20 protein-coding genes are annotated in these 18203 nt (G+C 62.0%); 8 read left to right on the top strand and 12 right to left on the bottom strand.

All coding sequences use genetic code 11. The features are described 5' to 3' along the window. Positions 1 to 2: 2 nt before the first annotated feature. Genes EB233_RS22295 through hmgA form a run of 5 tightly spaced genes read right to left on the bottom strand, consistent with a single transcriptional unit; the run spans position 3 to position 4009 of the window. Positions 3 to 545, bottom strand: coding sequence for a DinB family protein (locus tag EB233_RS22295; RefSeq protein ID WP_064992235.1), 543 nt, complete (start codon positions 543 to 545; stop codon positions 3 to 5). Then, the gene (locus EB233_RS22300) at positions 542 to 799 is read right to left on the bottom strand and encodes a hypothetical protein (protein WP_064992234.1); all 258 of its coding nucleotides are present in this window, start codon (positions 797 to 799) and stop codon (positions 542 to 544) included. Before EB233_RS22300 ends, EB233_RS22295 begins: the two co-directional genes overlap by 4 nt. A gap of 14 nt (positions 800 to 813) precedes the next feature. Next, complete coding sequence (locus EB233_RS22305) at positions 814 to 1827, bottom strand: fumarylacetoacetate hydrolase family protein (RefSeq protein ID WP_064992233.1); 1014 nt, start codon at positions 1825 to 1827, stop codon at positions 814 to 816. 14 nt (positions 1828 to 1841) lie between these two features. Then, positions 1842 to 2684, bottom strand: coding sequence for an MBL fold metallo-hydrolase (locus tag EB233_RS22310; protein WP_064992232.1), 843 nt, complete (start codon positions 2682 to 2684; stop codon positions 1842 to 1844). A gap of 11 nt (positions 2685 to 2695) precedes the next feature. Further along, the gene (gene hmgA, locus EB233_RS22315) at positions 2696 to 4009 is read right to left on the bottom strand and encodes a homogentisate 1,2-dioxygenase (RefSeq protein ID WP_064992231.1); all 1314 of its coding nucleotides are present in this window, start codon (positions 4007 to 4009) and stop codon (positions 2696 to 2698) included. A gap of 100 nt (positions 4010 to 4109) precedes the next feature. Here hmgA and EB233_RS22320 point away from each other — a divergent pair, with 100 nt between their 5' ends. The 4 genes from EB233_RS22320 (at position 4110) to EB233_RS22335 (ending at position 6937) form a co-directional block, all read left to right on the top strand. Continuing rightward, positions 4110 to 4598 (top strand): MarR family winged helix-turn-helix transcriptional regulator, encoded by a 489-nt coding sequence (locus tag EB233_RS22320; RefSeq protein WP_064992329.1) that lies wholly within the window; start codon positions 4110 to 4112, stop codon positions 4596 to 4598. Positions 4599 to 4699: 101 nt separating this feature from the next. Beyond that, entirely contained in the window at positions 4700 to 5338 is a 639-nt protein-coding gene (locus EB233_RS22325) for a lysophospholipid acyltransferase family protein (protein WP_064992230.1), read from the top strand. Positions 5339 to 5358: 20 nt separating this feature from the next. Then, the gene (locus EB233_RS22330; RefSeq protein ID WP_425487739.1) at positions 5359 to 6285 is read left to right on the top strand and encodes a phosphatidate cytidylyltransferase; all 927 of its coding nucleotides are present in this window, start codon (positions 5359 to 5361) and stop codon (positions 6283 to 6285) included. A 7-nt stretch (positions 6286 to 6292) separates the two neighbouring features. Further along, entirely contained in the window at positions 6293 to 6937 is a 645-nt protein-coding gene (locus tag EB233_RS22335) for a CDP-alcohol phosphatidyltransferase family protein (protein ID WP_064992228.1), read from the top strand. Between the two features lie 32 nt (positions 6938 to 6969). Here the strand turns inward: EB233_RS22335 and tdh are convergent, their stop codons facing one another. Both tdh and EB233_RS22345 read right to left on the bottom strand, forming a co-directional pair. Further along, positions 6970 to 8004, bottom strand: coding sequence for an L-threonine 3-dehydrogenase (tdh, locus tag EB233_RS22340; protein ID WP_064992227.1), 1035 nt, complete (start codon positions 8002 to 8004; stop codon positions 6970 to 6972). A gap of 52 nt (positions 8005 to 8056) precedes the next feature. After that, on the bottom strand, positions 8057 to 9244 hold the full coding sequence (locus EB233_RS22345; RefSeq protein WP_064992226.1) for a glycine C-acetyltransferase: 1188 nt from the start codon (positions 9242 to 9244) through the stop codon (positions 8057 to 8059). 309 nt (positions 9245 to 9553) lie between these two features. Between EB233_RS22345 and EB233_RS22350 the strand changes: the two genes are divergently transcribed. Then, positions 9554 to 11623 carry a putative bifunctional diguanylate cyclase/phosphodiesterase gene (locus tag EB233_RS22350; protein ID WP_064992225.1) on the top strand — a complete coding sequence of 690 codons (2070 nt, stop codon included), beginning with the start codon at positions 9554 to 9556 and terminating at the stop codon, positions 11621 to 11623. 190 nt (positions 11624 to 11813) lie between these two features. After that, the gene (locus tag EB233_RS22355; RefSeq protein ID WP_244277836.1) at positions 11814 to 12437 is read left to right on the top strand and encodes a polysaccharide deacetylase family protein; all 624 of its coding nucleotides are present in this window, start codon (positions 11814 to 11816) and stop codon (positions 12435 to 12437) included. 12 nt (positions 12438 to 12449) lie between these two features. On the opposite strand, the gene EB233_RS22360 is transcribed toward EB233_RS22355, so the two are convergent. Further along, positions 12450 to 12848 (bottom strand): MarR family winged helix-turn-helix transcriptional regulator, encoded by a 399-nt coding sequence (locus EB233_RS22360; protein WP_244277831.1) that lies wholly within the window; start codon positions 12846 to 12848, stop codon positions 12450 to 12452. A gap of 146 nt (positions 12849 to 12994) precedes the next feature. On the opposite strand from EB233_RS22360, the gene EB233_RS22365 reads away from it, so the two are divergent. After that, positions 12995 to 13402 (top strand): hypothetical protein, encoded by a 408-nt coding sequence (locus EB233_RS22365; protein ID WP_064992224.1) that lies wholly within the window; start codon positions 12995 to 12997, stop codon positions 13400 to 13402. Between the two features lie 208 nt (positions 13403 to 13610). Here EB233_RS22365 and EB233_RS22370 read toward each other — a convergent pair whose 3' ends face one another. Then, positions 13611 to 15656, bottom strand: a complete 2046-nt coding sequence (locus EB233_RS22370) for an oxidoreductase (protein ID WP_064992223.1) — start codon at positions 15654 to 15656, stop codon at positions 13611 to 13613. A gap of 58 nt (positions 15657 to 15714) precedes the next feature. Between EB233_RS22370 and queF the strand changes: the two genes are divergently transcribed. After that, entirely contained in the window at positions 15715 to 16176 is a 462-nt protein-coding gene (queF, locus tag EB233_RS22375) for a preQ(1) synthase (protein ID WP_064992222.1), read from the top strand. A 7-nt stretch (positions 16177 to 16183) separates the two neighbouring features. Here queF and EB233_RS22380 read toward each other — a convergent pair whose 3' ends face one another. The 3 genes from EB233_RS22380 to EB233_RS22390 are packed head-to-tail and all read right to left on the bottom strand — an operon-like array spanning position 16184 to position 18180. Then, positions 16184 to 17059 carry an alpha/beta hydrolase gene (locus EB233_RS22380; RefSeq protein WP_064992221.1) on the bottom strand — a complete coding sequence of 292 codons (876 nt, stop codon included), beginning with the start codon at positions 17057 to 17059 and terminating at the stop codon, positions 16184 to 16186. 28 nt (positions 17060 to 17087) lie between these two features. Beyond that, positions 17088 to 17696: a YqhG/Tai3 family protein gene (locus EB233_RS22385; RefSeq protein WP_064992220.1), complete on the bottom strand. Its 609-nt coding sequence runs from the start codon at positions 17694 to 17696 to the stop codon at positions 17088 to 17090. A gap of 4 nt (positions 17697 to 17700) precedes the next feature. Next, positions 17701 to 18180: a DUF3828 domain-containing protein gene (locus EB233_RS22390; protein WP_064992219.1), complete on the bottom strand. Its 480-nt coding sequence runs from the start codon at positions 18178 to 18180 to the stop codon at positions 17701 to 17703. Positions 18181 to 18203: the final 23 nt, after the last annotated feature.

Below are 18203 nucleotides of genomic sequence, written 5' to 3' on the forward strand. Positions count from 1 at the left end.
TGTCAAATTTTGAGCCCCAGCCGCTCGACCTCTTTCTCCCTCAGCTTCAAATCATAATCGAGAAGGAATTCATCCAGCTGCGGTGGCGCGACCGATGTGCCGGACAGCATCGCGTGCACCTGGCCGCGATGGTGGATGTCGTGCAGGAAGACATGGGCGAGGATGTCGCCGATCCTTTCCGGAATCATGCCGTCCTCGCGACGATCGGTGACGACGCGGCGGTCAAGATCGGCCTCTGAGAGCTTGTCGCAAATGGCGATCAGCCGCCGGTCGGCCGCGACCTGGGCGGCAAAAAGCGCTTGGGGTTCGTCGATCGGCACGAAATCGTCAAAGGCAGCGGCACCGACGCCGCCCTCTTCGAGAAAATCGAGATAGAGATAGTCGACCGCCAGAACGTGGTTGAGCGTCTCCTTGATCGATGGGAAGAAACTGGTGCGTTCGGCTTCGAACTCCCCGGGCTCAAGCGCGAGGACGGCACGATAGAGCCGATCGTTCGACCAGAGATTGTTACCGGCCATGCGGCGGAGATGATCAAGGAGATTCATATCGTCGTCCCCCTGACCGAACCATATGCAACCAGCAACAGCCAGTTCATGTGGCGACGCATGGCCTGCGTCTCCTCATCCCGCGCCACATTCGTGTTGGTGATGGTGTGGAACATCATCACCTCGCGCGGGTCGCCGACGAGATCGGGCGAGCGCGCCTCGATGCCGTAGCTCAGCCGGATGGCCAGGATGAAGACGGCCAGCATGGCAATGGGCCAGACGCCCGCTAACGGATAGAAGGCCCCGCTCGTCATTAGGTTTCCCCCCGTTATGCCTGGTATTTCTCGACCTTCTGCTCGATGGCGCCGAAGATCGAATGGCCTGATCTGTCCTTCATCTCGATGCGCACCGTATCGCCAAAGCGCAGAAACGACGTCTTGGGTTCGCCTGACTCGATAGTCTCTATCATGCGCAATTCCGCAATGCAGGAATAGCCTGCACCGCCTGCCGAGACCGGCTTGCCGGGGCCGCCTTCGAGCTTGTTGGAGACCGTGCCGGAGCCGATGACGGTGCCTGATACGAGCGGCCTTGTCCTGGCGGCGTGCGCGATGAGCGCCGGAAAATCGAAAGTCATGTCAATGCCGGCATTGGCGCGGCCAAAGGGTTTGCCGTTGAGATCAGCAAGCAGCGGCAGACTGACTTTGCCGCCATCCCAGGCATCGCCCAGTTCATCTGGAGTTACAGCAACGGGAGAGAAGGCGGAGGACGGTTTCGACTGGAAGAAGCCGAAGCCCTTGGCCAGTTCGGGCCCGGTAAGCGCGCGCAGCGTCACGTCATTGACCAGCATGACCAGCCGGATCGCGGCGCGGGCCTCATCGAGGCTGGCGCCCATAGGCACGTCGTCGACGATGACGGCCACTTCGGCCTCCATGTCGATGCCGAAGGCTTCGTCCGCCATGCGGATGGGATCGCGCGGGCCGATGAAGGAGTCTGAGCCGCCCTGGTAGATCAGCGGATCGGTCCAGAAACTCGCCGGCATCTCGACGCCGCGTGCCTTGCGCACCAGTTCGACATGGTTCACATAGGCCGATCCGTCAGCCCATTGATAGGCGCGCGGCAGCGGCGAATGCGCATCGTGTTCGTGGAAGCGAGCCGACGGCACCGCATTGTTCTCCAGCGATTCCGCTATGGTCGCGAGATGCGGCGAGATCCTGCGCCAGTCGTCGAGTGCGGCCTGCAGCGTGCGTGCCAGGAACGAGGCGTCGGTGTACTGCGTCAGGTCGCGCGAGACGACAACGAGCTTTCCGTCGCGTGTCCCGTCCTTCAATGTGGCAAGCTTCATGCGTCTCCCTCTCCTTATGCGGCTTTCCAGCTGCTTAGTTCCACAACAAGGCCGTCGCGCGCGATCGTCAAGTCGCCGGCCCATGTTTTCCTGACGGCAGCGATGCAATCCGCCTCGAGGTGGTTGAGCACCAGTCTTTTCGCGCCGGCATCGCTGGCAATGCGCCCTGCCTCTTCGGCAAAGCTGTGGCTGGCAAGCAGATGTTCTCTGAGCCGCGCGCCATTGCCGGTCTTGGCGACCAGCCGTTCGATGCCTTCTTCCAGCATGGCTTCATGGACGAGAATGTCAGCCCCGGCGGTGAACTCGGCGAGCGGTGGAAAGAAAGCCGTATCGGCTGAAAAGACCACGCTTTTGCCGCCATGGTCGAAGCGCAGGGCAAAGCAGTCGGTCACTGGCGGATGATCGACGCGCAGCGCCATCACTTTCAGGCCACGCTGCTCGACAACCTCGCCTTCGCCGAATTCGCTGATCGAAACCAGTTCGCGAATATCAGGCCGGCCCTCGTCGACGATGCGTATCTCGATGTCGAATTCCATCGCCTGGCAGAAGCGCCGCCAATAGTGGCCGGTGCCAGGCGGGCCGAATACTGCAACCGGCGTCGCCAGACCCGCCGTCCAGGCGGTGTGCAGCAAAGGGCCCAGTTCCAGCACATGGTCGGAATGCAGATGCGTGATGAAGATCAGGTCCAGCGCCTTCAGGCTGATGCCGGCATCGACCACGCCGCGTGTCACGCCAAGTCCGCAGTCGACAATGATGCACCGCCCACCGATCTCGAGCAGCGATGAACTCGGCCACGGCCCGCCCGGCCGCAGCGCCGGGCCGCCCTTCGAGCCCAACAGCACCAACCGGTCCGGCATTGGCTTGTCGCTCAAGACCAGTCGCCCTCGGGCGTGCCGTTGAAGCGCTTCTTCAGATCGGACCAGCAGTCGATGTAATTGTCCTGCCGGGTTTCCAGTTCGGCGCCGTATCGGGTCAGCATCTGCGGGAAACGCGTCTCGAACATGAAGGCCATGGTGTTGTCGAGCTTGACCGGTTTCAGCTCCGCGCGCGAGGCCTTTTCGAAGCCAGGGGCATCCGGACCGTGGGCCAGCATGAGATTGTGCAGGCTGATGCCGCCAGGCACGAACCCCTCTTCCTTTGCATCGTACTGGCCGTGGATCAGCCCCATGAACTCGCTCATTATGTTGCGGTGGTACCAGGGGGGGCGGAACGTATCTTCGGCCACCAGCCAGCGCGGCGGGAAGATGACGAAGTCGATGTTGGCGGTGCCCTCCTCGCCACTTGGCGCGGTGAGCACGGTGAAGATCGACGGATCGGGGTGGTCGAACAGAATGGCACCGACGGGCGAAAACGTCGCCAGATCATATTTGTAGGGCGCGTAATTGCCGTGCCAGGCGACGACATCGAGTGGCGAGTGTCCAATCTCGGTGAGATGGAAATTGCCGCACCATTTCACCACCAGCCGGCAGGGCGTTTCCTTCTCCTCGAACCAGGCGCAGGGCGTCTTGAAGTCGCGCGGGTTGGCCAGGCAATTGGCACCGATCGGGCCGCGGTCGGGCAAGGTCAGCTTGGCGCCGTAGTTCTCGCAGACATAGCCGCGCACTTGGCTGTCGATCAGCTCGACCTTGAAGACAAGGCCGCGCGGCAGAACGGCGATCTCGCCGGGCCGAAGCTCGATGACGCCCATTTCGGTAACCAAGCGCAAGGCGCCGACCTGCGGCACCACAAGCAACTCGCCGTCGGCATTGAAGAAATGATCATCCACCATCGATGTGTTGGCGACATAGACATGCGCAGCCATGCCGCTCTGACCGAGCACGTCGCCGGCGGTTGTTATCGTCCGCATGCCGGAGATGAAGTCGGTCGGCTCCTTCGGCATCGGCACCGGGTTCCAGCGATACTGGCCCAGCGCCAGTTCGTGGTCGCCGACATTGGGAGCGGTCTTCCACAAGGGATAGTTCGCCGCCTTGAAGCGGCCCGTGTGTTTGACGCTCGGCCGGATGCGATAAAGCCAAGAGCGTTCATTGGTGCCGCGCGGCGCGGTGAAAGGCGAGCCCGAAAGCTGTTCGGCATAGAGGCCGTAGGCCGGGCGCTGCGGCGAGTTCCGCCCCTGCGGCAGCGAGCCAGGCAAGGTTTCGGTCTCGAAATCGTTGCCGAAGCCCGGCATGTAGGAAAAGGCCATCGCTTCCTCCTCGCGAAATGCTTGACCAAATTGGTTTCATTTGTAACCATCGAAAATGTAACTATCAATGCCGCGAGCCGGCATTTGTCGATGAATGGCCATGCAACCGGAAATCCTGGAACTCGAAAGCTTCCTCCCCTATCGGCTCTATCGCCTGGCTGACGATGTGAGCCGCGAATTTTCCCGGATCTACAAGGACAGTCATGGACTGACGCGGCCGGAATGGCGCACGCTTTCCGGGCTCGGCCAGCGCGGCACGATGACGGCGACAGAGCTTGGCGAACAGTCGGCCATGCACAAGACCAAGGTTTCGCGTGCAGTGGCCGAGCTCGAACGGCGACGGTGGCTGACGCGGACGCCTGGCGAGAACGACCGCCGCGTCGAGCATTTGACGCTTACCAAAGCGGGCCTTGCCGCTTATCGTGAGATGGTACCGTTGGCGAAGGCGTTCGAACAGGCCTTGCTGGCAAAGTTGAGCGTCAACGAACGGGCCTCTATCGTCAAAGGCGTCTTGTCGCTCGAAATCGCATTGGATAGGAGGCAGCGGCCGTCGGCGGAGGAGTATAAGACGCCCGCAGGGAAGGGGTAGCGCGTACAAGCAGTTATGGTCTCGCGATCCTGCTTGTCCTGGGGAGGGGTTTTTCGCCAGCTGTCAGCTGGCGGATCATCCATGAACGAATTGGGGGATGGATGAAGTCGCTGATTGCGAAGCCGGTGGCCGTGGTCGTCTTGCTGTTCGCCCGCGCGATCACCGCTGTGCGGCCGTTCTGGCACGAAGGCAGGCTACCTCGCCGTCGCTCGATCTTCTTTGCCAACCACTCCAGCCATGGGGATTTCATCCTGATCTGGGCTGTTCTGCCGCCGCGCCTGCGTCGGCGGGTCCGTCCCGTAGCCGGCGCCGACTACTGGCTGAAATCAAGACTCAGAAGCTTCATCGGGCGTGACGTTTTCAATGGCGTCCTGATCGATCGCAATCGCGACGGACGCACGATGGATCCTGTCGAGAGTATGGGCGAGGCAATGAAGGAAGGCTCTTCGCTGATCCTCTTCCCGGAAGGCACGCGCAACCAGTCCGATGCGTCCTTGCAGCCATTCAAATCCGGCCTGTTCCATTTGGCGGCACTGCACCCGGACTTCGAATTGGTACCGGTATGGATCGCCAATCTCAACAGAGTGATGCCGAAGGGGGAATTCGTGCCTATCCCGTTGATCTGCACGGTGACATTCGGCGAACCAATGCACCTGGCTGACGGCGAGGACAAGGATATGTTTCTCGAACGGGCACGGGAAGCGCTACTCGCGCTGGCGCCCAAAAAGGCTGTTGAATGAGCTCAACCCAATTCGACATGATGGTTCTCGTGCTCGGCGTCTGCGGGATTCTGCTCGTGGCCTCTTTCGTGGGCTATGTCCTTGAGCGACGCTTGTCGCCAGACGGTTCGAATTCGGTCATTGAGAACCTCAACGCCCGCATCAATGCCTGGTGGGTGATGGCTATTCTCATCGCCATAGCATTCGTCGCCGGGCGTATCGGCGTTCTGCTCCTTTTCGGCTTCTGTTCCTTCGCCGCTCTTCGCGAGTTCGTGACGCTGACCAATACGCGGCGTGCCGACCACTGGGCGCTGGCCACGGCGTTCTTCGTCGTACTGCCGTTGCAATATGTCCTGCTCTGGATCGAGAATTACGAAATCTTTTCCGTTTTCATCCCGGTCTACGCCTTCCTGTTGATGCCCATCATCTCGGCGGTGCGGGGCGACACGCAGCACTTCCTGGTTCGAATCGCGGAGGTGCAATGGGCCCTAATGATCTGCGTCTTCTGCGCCTCGCACGTGCCGGCTCTTCTGACGTTGCACATTCCCGGCTACGCGGGTCGCAACGTGCTTTTGATAGCCTTCCTTGTCATCGTCGTTCAGCTGAGCGATGTGCTGCAATATATCTGGGGGAAGATGATCGGACGCACGAAGATCGCACCAAGGCTTTCGCCGTCCAAGACTGTTGAAGGTTTCCTCGGCGGCGTTGCCTGCGCCAGCCTCGTCGGCGCCGGTCTGTGGTGGATCACGCCGTTCTCTCCGCTTCAGGCCGGCGCGATGGCCTTCCTGATCACGTTGATGGGCTTTTTCGGCGGCCTCGTGATGTCGGCTATCAAACGCGACCGCGGCGTCAAGGATTGGGGCCATCTGATAGACGGCCATGGCGGCCTGATTGATCGGCTGGATTCAGTGGTGTTCTCCGCTCCGATCTTCTTCCACCTCACGCGTTACTTCTGGTCGCCAGGATGAGACAGCGATGAACACAGGCGATCGCAGACCCCTTGCAAGCCGTGACACGCGCTGGGCCCAGGCAACGGCCAGACGTCTCGCAGGACTGTCGGTGACCCCCAACCAGATTTCGCAGGGCAGTATACTTGCCGGCGTGCTGGCCGGCACCGCCTTCTGGCTTGGCGGGCAGAGCGACGGCATGGTGCGTTTGCTGCTCTTGCTGGCCGCTGCGCTGTTCTGCCAACTTCGCCTGCTGTGCAATCTGTTCGACGGCATGGTCGCCGTCGAAGGCGGCAAGGCATCGGCCGATGGGCCGTTCTGGAACGAGTTCCCGGACAGGATCGCCGACATCGCCATCATGGTCGGAATAGGCTACGGCATCGCCATGCCTGGCCTTGGCTGGTCAGCCGCCTGTTTTTCAGTTCTCACCGCCTATGTGCGGGAACTGGGGCGGGCCAACGAAGCACCGAGCGACTTCTCCGGCCCGATGGCCAAGCCGCATCGCATGGCCGCTGCAACCATCGCTGCATTGCTGTCTTCAGTGGAATTTCTTTGGAATGGCCGCAACGAGGTCCTGACGCTCGCGCTCGCTGTCATCGCGATCGGCTCCGCCGCAACTGCGCTGCGCCGCGCCTGGCGACAAGTGCGATGGCTGAAAACCAAGCGGCTCTAAGGCTTCTCCTGGCTAGGGTTGGCTGGACCAGTCTACCAATCCATCACCACCTTGCCCGAACTGCCGCTCCTCATCGCATCAAAGCCCGTCTGGAAGTCGTCGATGCCGATGCGGTGTGTGATCAGACCCGAAACATCCAACGGCCCCTGCACCAGCGCGATCATCTTGTACCAGGTCTCGAACATTTCGCGGCCGTAGATGCCCTTGAGATGCAGCATCTTGAAGATGACCTTGTTCCAGTCGATCTCGAAGCCGGTGGGCGCAATGCCGAGAATGGCGATCTTGCCGCCATTGTTCATGGTGTCGATCATGTCGCGGAAGGCGGGGGCGGCGCCCGACATTTCGAGGCCGACGTCAAAACCTTCGGTCATGCCGAGCGCCGGCATGACATCGCGCAGCTTTTCCTTCGAGGCGTCGACGACATGCTGGACGCCGAGCTTCTTGGCCAATGCCAGCCGCACCGGGTTGATGTCGGTGATGACCACCTTGCGCGCGCCGACACATTGCGCCACCAGCGCGCCCATGATTCCGATCGGTCCGGCGCCGGTGACCAGCACGTCCTCGCCGACCAGATCGAAGGACAACGCCGTGTGGACGGCGTTACCGAGGGGATCGAAGATCGCGGCGATCTCGTCGGGCACGTCGTCGGGGATCGGTACGACGTTGTGCTGCGGGATCGCCAGATACTCGCCGAAGGCGCCGGGCCTATTGACGCCGACGCCGAGCGTGTTGCGGCACAGATGCCCTCGCCCGGCCCGGCAGTTGCGGCAATGGCCGCAGACGATGTGGCCCTCGCCCGAGACGCGCTGGCCGACCTTGTACTCCGTCACCGCCGCGCCGAAATCGGCGACAGTGCCGACGAACTCGTGGCCGGTAACCATCGGCACCGGCACCGTCTTCTGCGCCCACTGATCCCAATTGTAGATGTGGACGTCGGTGCCGCAGATCGCCGTCTTCCTGATCTTGATCAGCACGTCGTTGGGGCCGATCTCCGGCACCGGCACCTCTTCCATCCAGATGCCCGGTTCGGCCTTGGCCTTCACCAACGCCTTCATCATGTTCGACATTCTCTTGTCCCTTGAATCTCTTGATCCGGAATCGCTTTTCGCCGCCAGCCACTCAGGAGATGACGCCCAGCTCCCTGCCGACCGCGCCAAACGCATCAACCGCACGGTCGATGTCGGCGCTGGAATGCGCCGCCGACATCTGCGTGCGGATGCGCGCCTGTCCCTTCGGCACCACCGGGAATGAGAAGCCGATGACATAGATGCCGCGCTTCAGCATGCGCGCCGCCATCTCCTGCGCCAGTGTCGCCTCGCCCAGCATCACCGGAATGATCGGATGATCGGCCCCGGCCAGCGTGAAGCCAAGTTTGCCCATTTGCGCCCGGAACCGCGCCGCATTCGCATAGAGGCGTTCGCGCAAGGCGTCGCCATTGCGGACTAGCTCGAATACCTTGATCGAGGCGCCGGCAATCGCCGGCATCAGCGTGTTGGAAAAGAGATAGGGCCGCGAGCGCTGGCGCAGCCAGTCGACCACTTGCCGCTTGCCTGACGTGTAGCCGCCGGAAGCGCCGCCAAGCGCCTTGCCGAGCGTGCCGGTGATGATGTCCACCCTGCCCTCGACACCGCAATGCTCGGCCGATCCGCGGCCGTTCTTGCCGACGAAGCCAACCGCATGGCTGTCATCGACCATGACCATGGCATCGTATTTGTCGGCAAGGTCGCAGACCCCTTTGAGGTTGGCGATGATGCCGTCCATCGAAAACACGCCGTCGGTGGCGATCAGCCGGAAGCGGCAGTCCTTCGCCTCCTTCAACCGCGCCTCGAGATCGGCCATGTCGTTGTTGGCGTAGCGGAAGCGCTTGGCCTTCGACAGCCTGACACCGTCGATGATCGAGGCGTGGTTCAGCGCATCCGAGATGATGGCGTCCTCCTCCCCCAGCAGCGTCTCGAACAGGCCGCCATTGGCGTCGAAACAGGAGCCGTAGAGGATGGTGTCTTCGAAGCCGAGGAAGGACGAGATCGTCGCCTCGAGTTCCTTGTGCTCCTCCTGCGTGCCGCAGATGAAGCGTACCGACGCCATGCCGTAGCCGTATCGGTCGAGCGCCTGGGTGGCCGCCTTGCGCAGCACGGCGCTGTCGGCGAGGCCAAGATAGTTGTTGGCGCAGAAATTCAGCACTTTCTCGCCGCCGACCTCGATCTCGGCTGACTGCATCGAGGAAATCACCCGCTCGGACTTGTAGAGGCCAGCGGATTTCAGCCCGGCAAGCTCGCCGTCGATATGGGAGAGAAATGCTGCGCTCATGATCAAGCCTCGTTTGACGTGGGCAGACTTTCGTCCCGCCCGCGCAAAAAATCCATCGCAAAAGCGACCGGATCGGGTGGCCGGACAGCATCAATCGAGGCACCACCGGCGTCGCCCAAGCGACCACCCGGAGAGACACCGACCAATGAATGATCAAATACGAGCCGGCGGCGCAACGAGCCGATAACCATTTCGCGATCTTTCAGCCGCTCCCCTTTGCCGGCCGGCTGTCGGTTTCCAGTCCTGTTAACGTTTGCAGTTCAATGGTGCTCATACAGGAATCCGTTGGCGAGAGGGCCGCCCCCCGACATGTCGCAGCAGCCGGTGCAGACCGTTTCAGGCAAGCTTATTCTGCTGATCAAGGCCGGCTACTGGCTGGCGCTGCTGATCATTGCCGCCATGGTGGCGGCCTCCTTCGTGCTGCTGCAGCAGACGATGGCCACGCAGCAACACAACCACACCTTGCTCGATATCGTCGGCACGCAGAAGACGTTGTCGCAGCGCATCGTCTTCCTGGCCAGTGAAACGGGGGCAGCTTCGCGAGACAAGCAGCCGGCGCTGGTGAGCGCGCTCAAGCAGGCGACGGCCGAGTTCGAGACCAACTACGATCTGCTGCTCAAGCAGACCGGCGCCGATCCGCAATCGCCAGCCAGGCTCGATCCGAAGTCGATCGAGAGCGTGCTTTTCGCCAAGCCATTCCATCTCGACTATTTCTCGGTCGGACTGATCGCCAATGGCGATCGCCTGATCTCAGCCCTGGAATCACGACTCAATCTCGACAATGATGGCTACAAAGGCGGTGCCGAACGCGTCAACCTCGATGCCTCGGTCGCCAACGCCACCTTGTCGGGCTATGCGGCACTTGGCCAGCGCATCAGCGCCGAAGCCGACGAACGTTCCGAAAAGCTGCTCGCGCTGCACCGCACGCTGTTCTACGCCACCCTTGGCGTCATCCTGCTGGTGGCGCTGTTCATCTTCAGGCCGATGTCCAACGCGATTTTGCGCAAGACGCGTGAACTGGTCGAGGCACGCAATTCGATGGCCTTCATCGCTGTTCACGACGGATTGACCGGCCTGCACAACCGCACCTTCCTGACCGACCATTTCGAGACGCTGATCAAGGGCGCGCACCGGCGGCGCGAACGCCTGGCTGTCGTCCAGCTCGACCTCGACCGCTTCAAGCAGATCAACGATACGCTTGGCCACGCCGCCGGCGACTATGTCCTGGTCGTGACGGCACAGCGCATGCGCGATTCCTGCCGGGCGTCGGATCTGTGCGCTCGGCTCGGTGGCGACGAATTCGTGATGATCCTCAACGGAGCGGGCAGCACCGACGACATCAACATGCTCGCGCGGCGCATCCTGGCGCACATCAACGAGCCGATCGTCTTCCAGGGCACCACCATTCTTCCGGGCGCCAGCGGCGGCATCGCCGTCTATCCGATCGATGCCGACAATGCGCAGGACCTGCTCGTCCACGCCGACCTGGCGCTCTATTCCGCCAAGAAGATGGGGGGCGGCAACTTCTCGTTCTTCTCGGAAGAGCTGCGCCGCGAGCTCGATTACCGCAAGCAGCTCGAGCATGACATCAAGGTCGCCATCTCGGAGAAGGCGTTCCAGGTCTACTTCCAGCCGCAGGTTTCCCTGACCAACGGCAGCATAAGCGGCATCGAAGCCCTGGTGCGATGGAACCATGCCGAGCGCGGCATGATCTCGCCGGGCGAGTTCATTCCGGTCGCCGAGAAATGCGGCTTCATGCCGGAGATCGGCCGCATCGTGATCAGCAAGGCGATCAACGAAGCCGCCGAATGGAACCGTGCCGGGATCGCCTTCGGACGCCTTGCCGTCAATGTCTCGGGCACCGAGCTGCGCGAGCACGATTTCGACGCGTTTCTGTTCGAGACGCTGGAGAGGGCCGGTCTGCCGCCGCAGAAACTGTCGCTGGAAATCGTCGAATCCGTCATCCTGGACGACGAGAAGACAGGCATAGCGGCGAAGCTGCGTCACATCCGGGCCGCCGGCGTGCATCTGGAACTGGATGATTTCGGCACCGGCTATGCATCGCTCAGCCACGTCAATCCCAACGAGATCGACCGGCTCAAGATCGACCGTCGCTTCGTTCAGAACATCCATGAGAATGGCGACAACTCGAAGATCGTGCGCGCCATCACCGAGCTTGCCCGGGGCCTCGGCATTTCGATTGTCGCGGAGGGTGCTGAAACCGAGGCCGAACTCGATTCGCTGATGGCGATCGGCTGCGACCAGGTACAAGGCTATTCCATCGCCTTCCCGATGCCGCAGGACAAGGCGCTGGAGTGGCTGACCGCCCGCATGCCGAAGAAAGCCAAACTTCGGGTCCTGCAGGGCAGCCTGACATAGGCAGAGCCCGCTTGGCTTGACAACCAGCCACCGAAATGGCGGGCTGTCGCGATCGCAAACGGATACAGCGGCTTATGACATTCTTTAGGTTTGTCCTGGCGGCCATGCTGATGTCCGTGATGCCGGCCCATGGGGGGATCGCACCATCTATCTCACCTTCGACGATGGCCCGCTGAACGGCACCAGCAACATCCTCGACGTGCTGGCGGCAGAACAGGTTCCGGCAACGCTGTTCATGGTCGGCATGCATGCCGAGGCCAGTGCGTCCAGCAAGGCCCTGCTGCGGCGCGCCAAGGCGATGCCGCTGGTGACGATCGGCAACCACAGCTACAGCCATGCCTACAATCACTACCGGCACTTCTACAGCGACACGGAAGGCGTGGTTGCCGATATGCAGATGGCCAATGCCGTGCTGGGCCTGAAGCCCGCGGTGCATGCACGCCTGCCCGGGCGCGATGTGTTCCGGCTGCCTTCGATGTCAAAGAACGACAATTCGCTCGGGCAGGCGCAAGCCGGCCGCGAGGATCCCGACTACGAGTTCGTCGCCGCTTCCGGCTTCTATCTCTATGGCTGGGATCATGAATGGGTGCACAAGGACAGCGGCGAGCCGGTACAGAGCGTCGACCATCTGGTCAGCGAGATCGATCACCTGTTCGGCTATGGGCGTTTTGCCAAGCCCGGCAAACTGATCCTGTTGATGCATGACGAGATGTTCCAGGACGGTTTTGACGGCAAGACGAAGCTCACCGACCTGATCACGGCGCTGAGGCTGCGCCATTACGCTTTTGGAGCGATCCCGGGCTATGACAATTGAGCCAATCGTCTCCTAGGCCCCCACATTGTCCCGCAATATGGCCAGAACCTGTGCGAACTCGGCCAGACGCTCGTCGGGCAGTCCCGTGCGAAGTCGCTTGTCGAAGATAAGGGCGGCCTGGCGCAACGTCTCGAAAAGCGCTTCTCCGGCTTCCGTCAATTCGACCAGATGCACCCTTCGGTTGACCGGATCGCGGCGGCGCGTCAGCAGACCTTGCCCCTCCATGGCGTTGAGATGGTGCGTGAGCGTCGCGCCCTGGATGCCGATCATGCCGGCGAGTTCACGCTGATTCGCCAACCCATTCGACTTGACCGATAGCAGCGTCAGCCAGACCGGCAAGGTCCCTCCTGCTTCAACCAGAGCGGCATCGAAGGCCTGGGCGACTAGCTTGGCGGTACGACCGAGATTCATGCCGACTGGCGGGCGTTCAAAGGGTGTCATCGCCGGACACTAGACGGTGTTTCCCATGGATGGAACAGGCTCCAATTTATACATTGACATCTAATAATTAGATATCTAACTGTTAGATCAACAGCAACCTAGAGAGGAGAGCCGGCATGCAATATGTCTACATCGTGGTCATTGGTCTTCACGTCATGGCTGGGGTGTTCTGGGCAGGCACGACCATTACGCTCGCCCGCGATCCCGAGATCAAGGCGGAGCGGTTCATCCAGCCGCAGATGGGCTCGGCCGGCATGGTTTTCCTCACTGGGGCGCTGCTGTGGTATTTCTTCCACGGCGCCTATTTCGGCTCGATGGAAATGGTGCTGGCGCTTGGCATCCTGGCCGCCTTCGCCGCCGCCGGCGTGCTCGGCGCCATGGTCAGGGCGCCCAGCCGGCGACTTGCCGGCGCCAATGCGGACCTCGAAACGCAACTGCGCGCCAGAATGGCCATGGGCGAACGCTTCGCCGCATGGTTGCTGGTGGTCACGGTGCTGTGCATGGCGATCGCCAGGATGATCTGATCACCCCAAGCTCACAGATCGCACGTTGTCAGGCGACGAGCCATGACGTGCGGGCGCACGGCCAGGCCCCGATGTACACGGGCTCTCGTACAGAGAGGTCAGGCCGGCGCCACCAATTCTGTCAATTACGGCCACGACCTTCTCGCCTGATGCATCCAACATCCGGATCATCACGCCGTTCAATATGCCAGCCTGAGCAGGCAGCGGTCTAGATCCGCAAACCGAACCTGATCCCGTCATAGATAGCGGCATGGATGTTGCGCGAAGCGACAGCATCGCCGATGCGCAACAACACGAAACCGGCACCCGGATTGCGTGCCGGAAAAATGTCGCCACCGCCGACCAGACGTTCGTAGTCGATCGCCCCGCCATTCTTCGAAAGCGGTTTCAGCGCGAGATAGAGATCGTCGAGCGGCGCCGTGCCGTGTTCGACCACTACCTGGTCGACCCTGCGCTCGCCGCGCCAGCCATCGGCGAAGTCGGAAGCGAGTTCGGCGACCAGTTGATTGCCGTCGCGGCGCACCGAGCGCAGGCGCGTGTTGATGGTGATGGTGACACCCTTTTCCTGGAAGGCGCGCATATACGGAACGTGGTTCATGCCGCCCATTTCCGGGGCGAAAAAACGCTCCGGCGAAACAAGTTCCAGCCTTGCGCCGCTGTTGGCGACCAACTCGGCCGCGCCCATACCCTGATGGCCGCCATTGTCGTCATAGATGAGGACGTTCTCGGCCGGCTTGACGCTGCCTGCCATGATGTCCCAGCTCGAAGTGACGAGGTTGTCGCCCGCTGTCAGCGGCGGGCTCTGCGGCAGGCCACCGGTTGCAACCACCACGACATCGGGCGCCAGCGCCAGAACGTCGTCCTGCTCCGCCCAGGTGTCGTAGCGGATCTCGACGCCGAGCCTTTCGAGTTCGGCCAGCCGCCAGTCGATGATGCCGATCAATTCCTTGCGGCGGGGATTTTGCGTCGCCAGGCGCACCTGGCCGCCTGCTTGTGACGACGCCTCCAAAATCGTGACCCGATGGCCGCGCTCGGCCGCGACCCGCGCCGCCTCCAGTCCGCCGGCGCCGGCACCGACTACGATGACTTTCCGCTTTGGCCCTTCGGTCCTGACGATGATATGCGGAATCTCGGCCTCGCGGCCGGTCGCCGCATTGTGCACGCACAGCGCCTCGCCGCCTTCATAGATGCGGTCGAGGCAGTAGGTGGCGCCGACACAGGGCCGGATCTCGTGCTCGCGGCCTTCCATCACCTTCTTGATGATGTGCGGATCGGCGATGTGCGCACGGGTCATGCCGACCATGTCGAGTTTTCCCGTCGCGATGGCATGGCGCGCCGTGGCAACGTCGGATATGCGCGCGGCGTGGAAGGTCGGAAATTTCGTCGCCGCCCTCACCTCGCCGGCGAAATCGAGATGCGGCGAAGACCGCATGCCGGTCACCGGGATAACCTTGGTGAGCGCCGCATCGCTCTCGATCGAACCGCGAATGATGTTGAGGAAATCGACCTTGCCGGAGCCGGCCAACCGCCGGGCGATCTCGACGCCCTCCTCCTTTGACAAGCCTTGCGGAAAGTCCTCGTCGGCGACCATGCGGATGCCGACGACGAATTTTTCGCCGACCGCCGCGCGCACGGCATCGAGGACCATGTTGGTGAAGCGCAGGCGATTGTCGAGCGAGCCGCCATACTCGTCGTCGCGATGATTGGTGGCCGGCGACCAGAAGCCATCCATCAGATGGCCGTAAGATTCAAACTCAATGCCGTCGAGGCCAGCGGCCTGGCAGCGCTGGGCGGCCGACGCATAGTCGGCGACGATGCGCTCGATGTCCCAGTCCTCGATGGTTTTCGGGAAAGCGCGGTGCGCCGGCTCGCGCACGGGCGAAGCCGAAAGCACCGGCAGCCAGTCGGCCTTATTCCAACCGGTGCGGCGGCCAAGATGGGTGATCTGGATCATCACCTTGCAGTCATGCTCGTGGCACGCCTCGGCAAGTTCGGAGAGCCATGGCACAATGCGGTCATCATAGACATGCAGATTGCCGAAGGCGGCGGGACTGTCGCGCGAGACGATGGCCGAGCCGGCGGTCATGGTCAGCGCCATGCCTCCCCTGGCCTTTTCCGCATGATAGAGCCGGTAGCGCTCCTTCGGCATGCCGTCCTCGGAATATGCCGGTTCGTGACTGGTCGACATCACCCGGTTCTTCAGGGTCAAATGCTTGAGCTGGTAGGGCTGGAGAAGCGGGTCGTTGCTTGTCATCGTCTTCCTGTGGTTCCAATTTGTGCTAATGAGCGCGGAAAATCCTTAGGAAACCGCGATGATCGATACCAAAACCCTCACCCAGCTCGGCGCCCACGTCGAGACGCCACAGAGCCCCGAACAGGCGGTCCTGGAAACCGTGCCGTTCCAGCGCGGCGATGGCCCGCCGGCGATCGTTCGCTTCACCTGCCCGGAATTCACCTCGCTCTGCCCGGTCACCGGCCAGCCGGATTTCGCCCACATTGTAATCGACTACGCACCTGATGCGGCTCTGGTGGAATCGAAGTCGCTGAAGCTGTTCATGACCTCGTTCCGCAACCATGGCGCCTTCCATGAAGACTGTACGGTGATGATCGGCCGCCGCATCGTGACAGCCACCAAGCCGCTGTGGTTGCGCATAGGCGGCTATTGGTATCCGCGCGGCGGCATTCCGATCGACGTTTTCTGGCAAACCGGCGCACCACCGGAAGGCGCCTGGCTGCCGGAAACCGGCGTTGCCCCCTATCGCGGAAGGGGATGAAAGGACGTCAGCCATTGGCGGCACCCGTCCGGCAGAGCTTTGTCGCCAGGAAGGGAAGGACCGCATCGCCATAGCGCGGGTGGTCGTAGCGCTGCAGGTCGACATGGCCCGCGCCTTCGAACCACACCAGTTGTGAGCCGGCGGCAGCGCTGTGCAACGCCTGCACTTGGCTACGATCGATAAAGGGATCGATGCTGCCTGCAAGCAGCATCAGCGGTGCACCGATCTTGCCGAGGCGATCGACCGGCCTGACATCGTCGGCGCTCAAGCCGAGACGAAGCGGCATTTGCGCCAATAGCACATCGGCCTGGAAACCGCGCCAGAAGCTGAAGGGCATTCGCCACGCAGTCGTCTCGCGCAAGGTCGCGTAGAGTTGCTCCAGCACATAGGCATCGGCAGGCGCTTGCTGTGCTGCAAAGACGAAGGCTGCGGCGCCCAGCGATGAGCCGACGGCGCCAAGTTTCTGGCCGGGAAACCGTTGCCTGGCAAAGGCAATGATGCGGGCGGCGTCCTGCCCTTCCGTGTAGCCAAAGCCCTGAATGGCGCCTCCGCTCTCGCCATGCCCGGACAGGTCGAACAACACAACGGAATAGCCGGCGTCGAACAGCAATTTCGACCTTTGAACCAAAGCGAGCCTGTTGGCGCCTCGGCCGTGCAGCAATACGATTGCGCCGCAACTGCCCTTTCGATCAGCCGCCCAGCCGACCAACTCGGCGGCGCCGGCCTGATCGAGCACGACTCGCTCGACGGGCAAATCGCTGGGAGCCGCCAAAGCTTGCCGAGGTGCGCGGGCGATCAGCATGGTGCCGATATGCCAGTCGAGGCCGCAGCCTGCAGCGCCGAGCCCGATCAGTGCGATCGCGAGCAAAACGCGAAGCTTCATTGCCGCTGTCCCGGAAACAATCGGTGGCTCATTCGCACTGATACTGGCTGAGCGCCCATTCGCCAGTCACCGACAGCAGATCCGATATCTTCCAGTCGCCGTCGACCTTCTTCAGCTTCCATTCAAGGCGGTGCTGATGGCCTTCGACGACGAAGGCGACCACCACCTTGGCCTGATCGCCGTTCACGGCCTCGATGCTCTTCAGGCTCTTGTCGATTGCGAGCTTGTCGTAGTCGGCATTGTCGAGCGCCATGTTGGGGTCGAGGCATTCGCCCTGCCCCGACGCCCGCAGCGCGTCGCTCTTGTCGAGCACGGCCTTGGCCGGATCGACAAAATTCTTGCGCTGGGCCGGATCGATTTCCAGCCCGGGATGTTCGTAGAACGGCTTGACCACCGCCGTCGGCGAGCCCGGCAACACGGGCGCAGCCGGCGCGGATGGCGGCAAGGCCAGGGGCGGCGTTGCCGGCTCCACCGCCTTGCCGGGTGGGTTCGCGGGCGTTGCGCCGTCGCCGCCCGGCACGGTCTGCGCCGGCGCATTTGCAGGCGGCGGACCAAGCAACCCTTGCGTCGAGGCGCCGTTCAGCCCGGCCGCAAGCATCGACAAGGTCGACAACGCCAGAGCGAGACAGCGCGGCATGGCATCACTCCGGCACTTTGTCGGGCATGCATTCCAAAGCGCTCAGCGTCCAGTTGCTGGTCTTGGAGGTGATGTCGGCGATCTTCCATTTGCCGTCGATTTTCTTCAGCGACCACAGCATTTCTCGTTTGGAATCATCGCCTTCCGAAAAAAGGTTGAATGTGGCCGTCACTTCGGCGGTATCGCCGTTGACCGTCTCGGCCAGCTTCAATGTCTTCGAAATTGTCTTCTGGTCGAAATCCTGCGCGTCGAGACCGGGATCGAAGTCGAGACAGGCGACCTCATCGGGCTTGTTCTTGACGGCTTGGTCGTTCAGGTCGAACAGCTTGGTCACCGGCTCGGTGAAGCGGTCGCGGTATTGCTCATCGCCCTCGAATCTTACTTCAGGCACATAAAAGAACTTGACGGCATTGGAGGCAGGCCCGGCCAGCGCAGCGGCAGGCAAGGCAATCGAAAGGACAGCGGCAAGCACTATCGGTTTCATGCAGGATCTCCGGATTCGGTGGC

Source organism: Mesorhizobium erdmanii, assembly GCF_013170725.1.
In the GTDB taxonomy this organism is placed as follows: Bacteria; Pseudomonadota; Alphaproteobacteria; order Rhizobiales; family Rhizobiaceae; genus Mesorhizobium; species Mesorhizobium erdmanii.

Excerpts from the sequence above, each read along its gene's own strand:
- EB233_RS22295 (WP_064992235.1), bottom strand. The coding sequence starts at position 545 with ATGAATCTCCTTGATCATCTCCGCCGCATGGCCGGTAACAATCTCTGG.
- EB233_RS22300 (WP_064992234.1), bottom strand. The coding sequence starts at position 799 with ATGACGAGCGGGGCCTTCTATCCGTTAGCGGGCGTCTGGCCCATTGCC.
- EB233_RS22305 (WP_064992233.1), bottom strand. The coding sequence starts at position 1,827 with ATGAAGCTTGCCACATTGAAGGACGGGACACGCGACGGAAAGCTCGTT.
- EB233_RS22310 (WP_064992232.1), bottom strand. The coding sequence starts at position 2,684 with ATGCCGGACCGGTTGGTGCTGTTGGGCTCGAAGGGCGGCCCGGCGCTG.
- hmgA (WP_064992231.1), bottom strand. The coding sequence starts at position 4,009 with ATGGCCTTTTCCTACATGCCGGGCTTCGGCAACGATTTCGAGACCGAA.
- EB233_RS22320 (WP_064992329.1), top strand. The coding sequence starts at position 4,110 with ATGCAACCGGAAATCCTGGAACTCGAAAGCTTCCTCCCCTATCGGCTC.
- EB233_RS22325 (WP_064992230.1), top strand. The coding sequence starts at position 4,700 with ATGAAGTCGCTGATTGCGAAGCCGGTGGCCGTGGTCGTCTTGCTGTTC.
- EB233_RS22330 (WP_425487739.1), top strand. The coding sequence starts at position 5,359 with ATGGTTCTCGTGCTCGGCGTCTGCGGGATTCTGCTCGTGGCCTCTTTC.
- EB233_RS22335 (WP_064992228.1), top strand. The coding sequence starts at position 6,293 with ATGAACACAGGCGATCGCAGACCCCTTGCAAGCCGTGACACGCGCTGG.
- tdh (WP_064992227.1), bottom strand. The coding sequence starts at position 8,004 with ATGTCGAACATGATGAAGGCGTTGGTGAAGGCCAAGGCCGAACCGGGC.
- EB233_RS22345 (WP_064992226.1), bottom strand. The coding sequence starts at position 9,244 with ATGAGCGCAGCATTTCTCTCCCATATCGACGGCGAGCTTGCCGGGCTG.
- EB233_RS22350 (WP_064992225.1), top strand. The coding sequence starts at position 9,554 with ATGTCGCAGCAGCCGGTGCAGACCGTTTCAGGCAAGCTTATTCTGCTG.
- EB233_RS22360 (WP_244277831.1), bottom strand. The coding sequence starts at position 12,848 with ATGAATCTCGGTCGTACCGCCAAGCTAGTCGCCCAGGCCTTCGATGCC.
- EB233_RS22365 (WP_064992224.1), top strand. The coding sequence starts at position 12,995 with ATGCAATATGTCTACATCGTGGTCATTGGTCTTCACGTCATGGCTGGG.
- EB233_RS22370 (WP_064992223.1), bottom strand. The coding sequence starts at position 15,656 with ATGACAAGCAACGACCCGCTTCTCCAGCCCTACCAGCTCAAGCATTTG.
- queF (WP_064992222.1), top strand. The coding sequence starts at position 15,715 with ATGATCGATACCAAAACCCTCACCCAGCTCGGCGCCCACGTCGAGACG.
- EB233_RS22380 (WP_064992221.1), bottom strand. The coding sequence starts at position 17,059 with ATGAAGCTTCGCGTTTTGCTCGCGATCGCACTGATCGGGCTCGGCGCT.
- EB233_RS22385 (WP_064992220.1), bottom strand. The coding sequence starts at position 17,696 with ATGCCGCGCTGTCTCGCTCTGGCGTTGTCGACCTTGTCGATGCTTGCG.
- EB233_RS22390 (WP_064992219.1), bottom strand. The coding sequence starts at position 18,180 with ATGAAACCGATAGTGCTTGCCGCTGTCCTTTCGATTGCCTTGCCTGCC.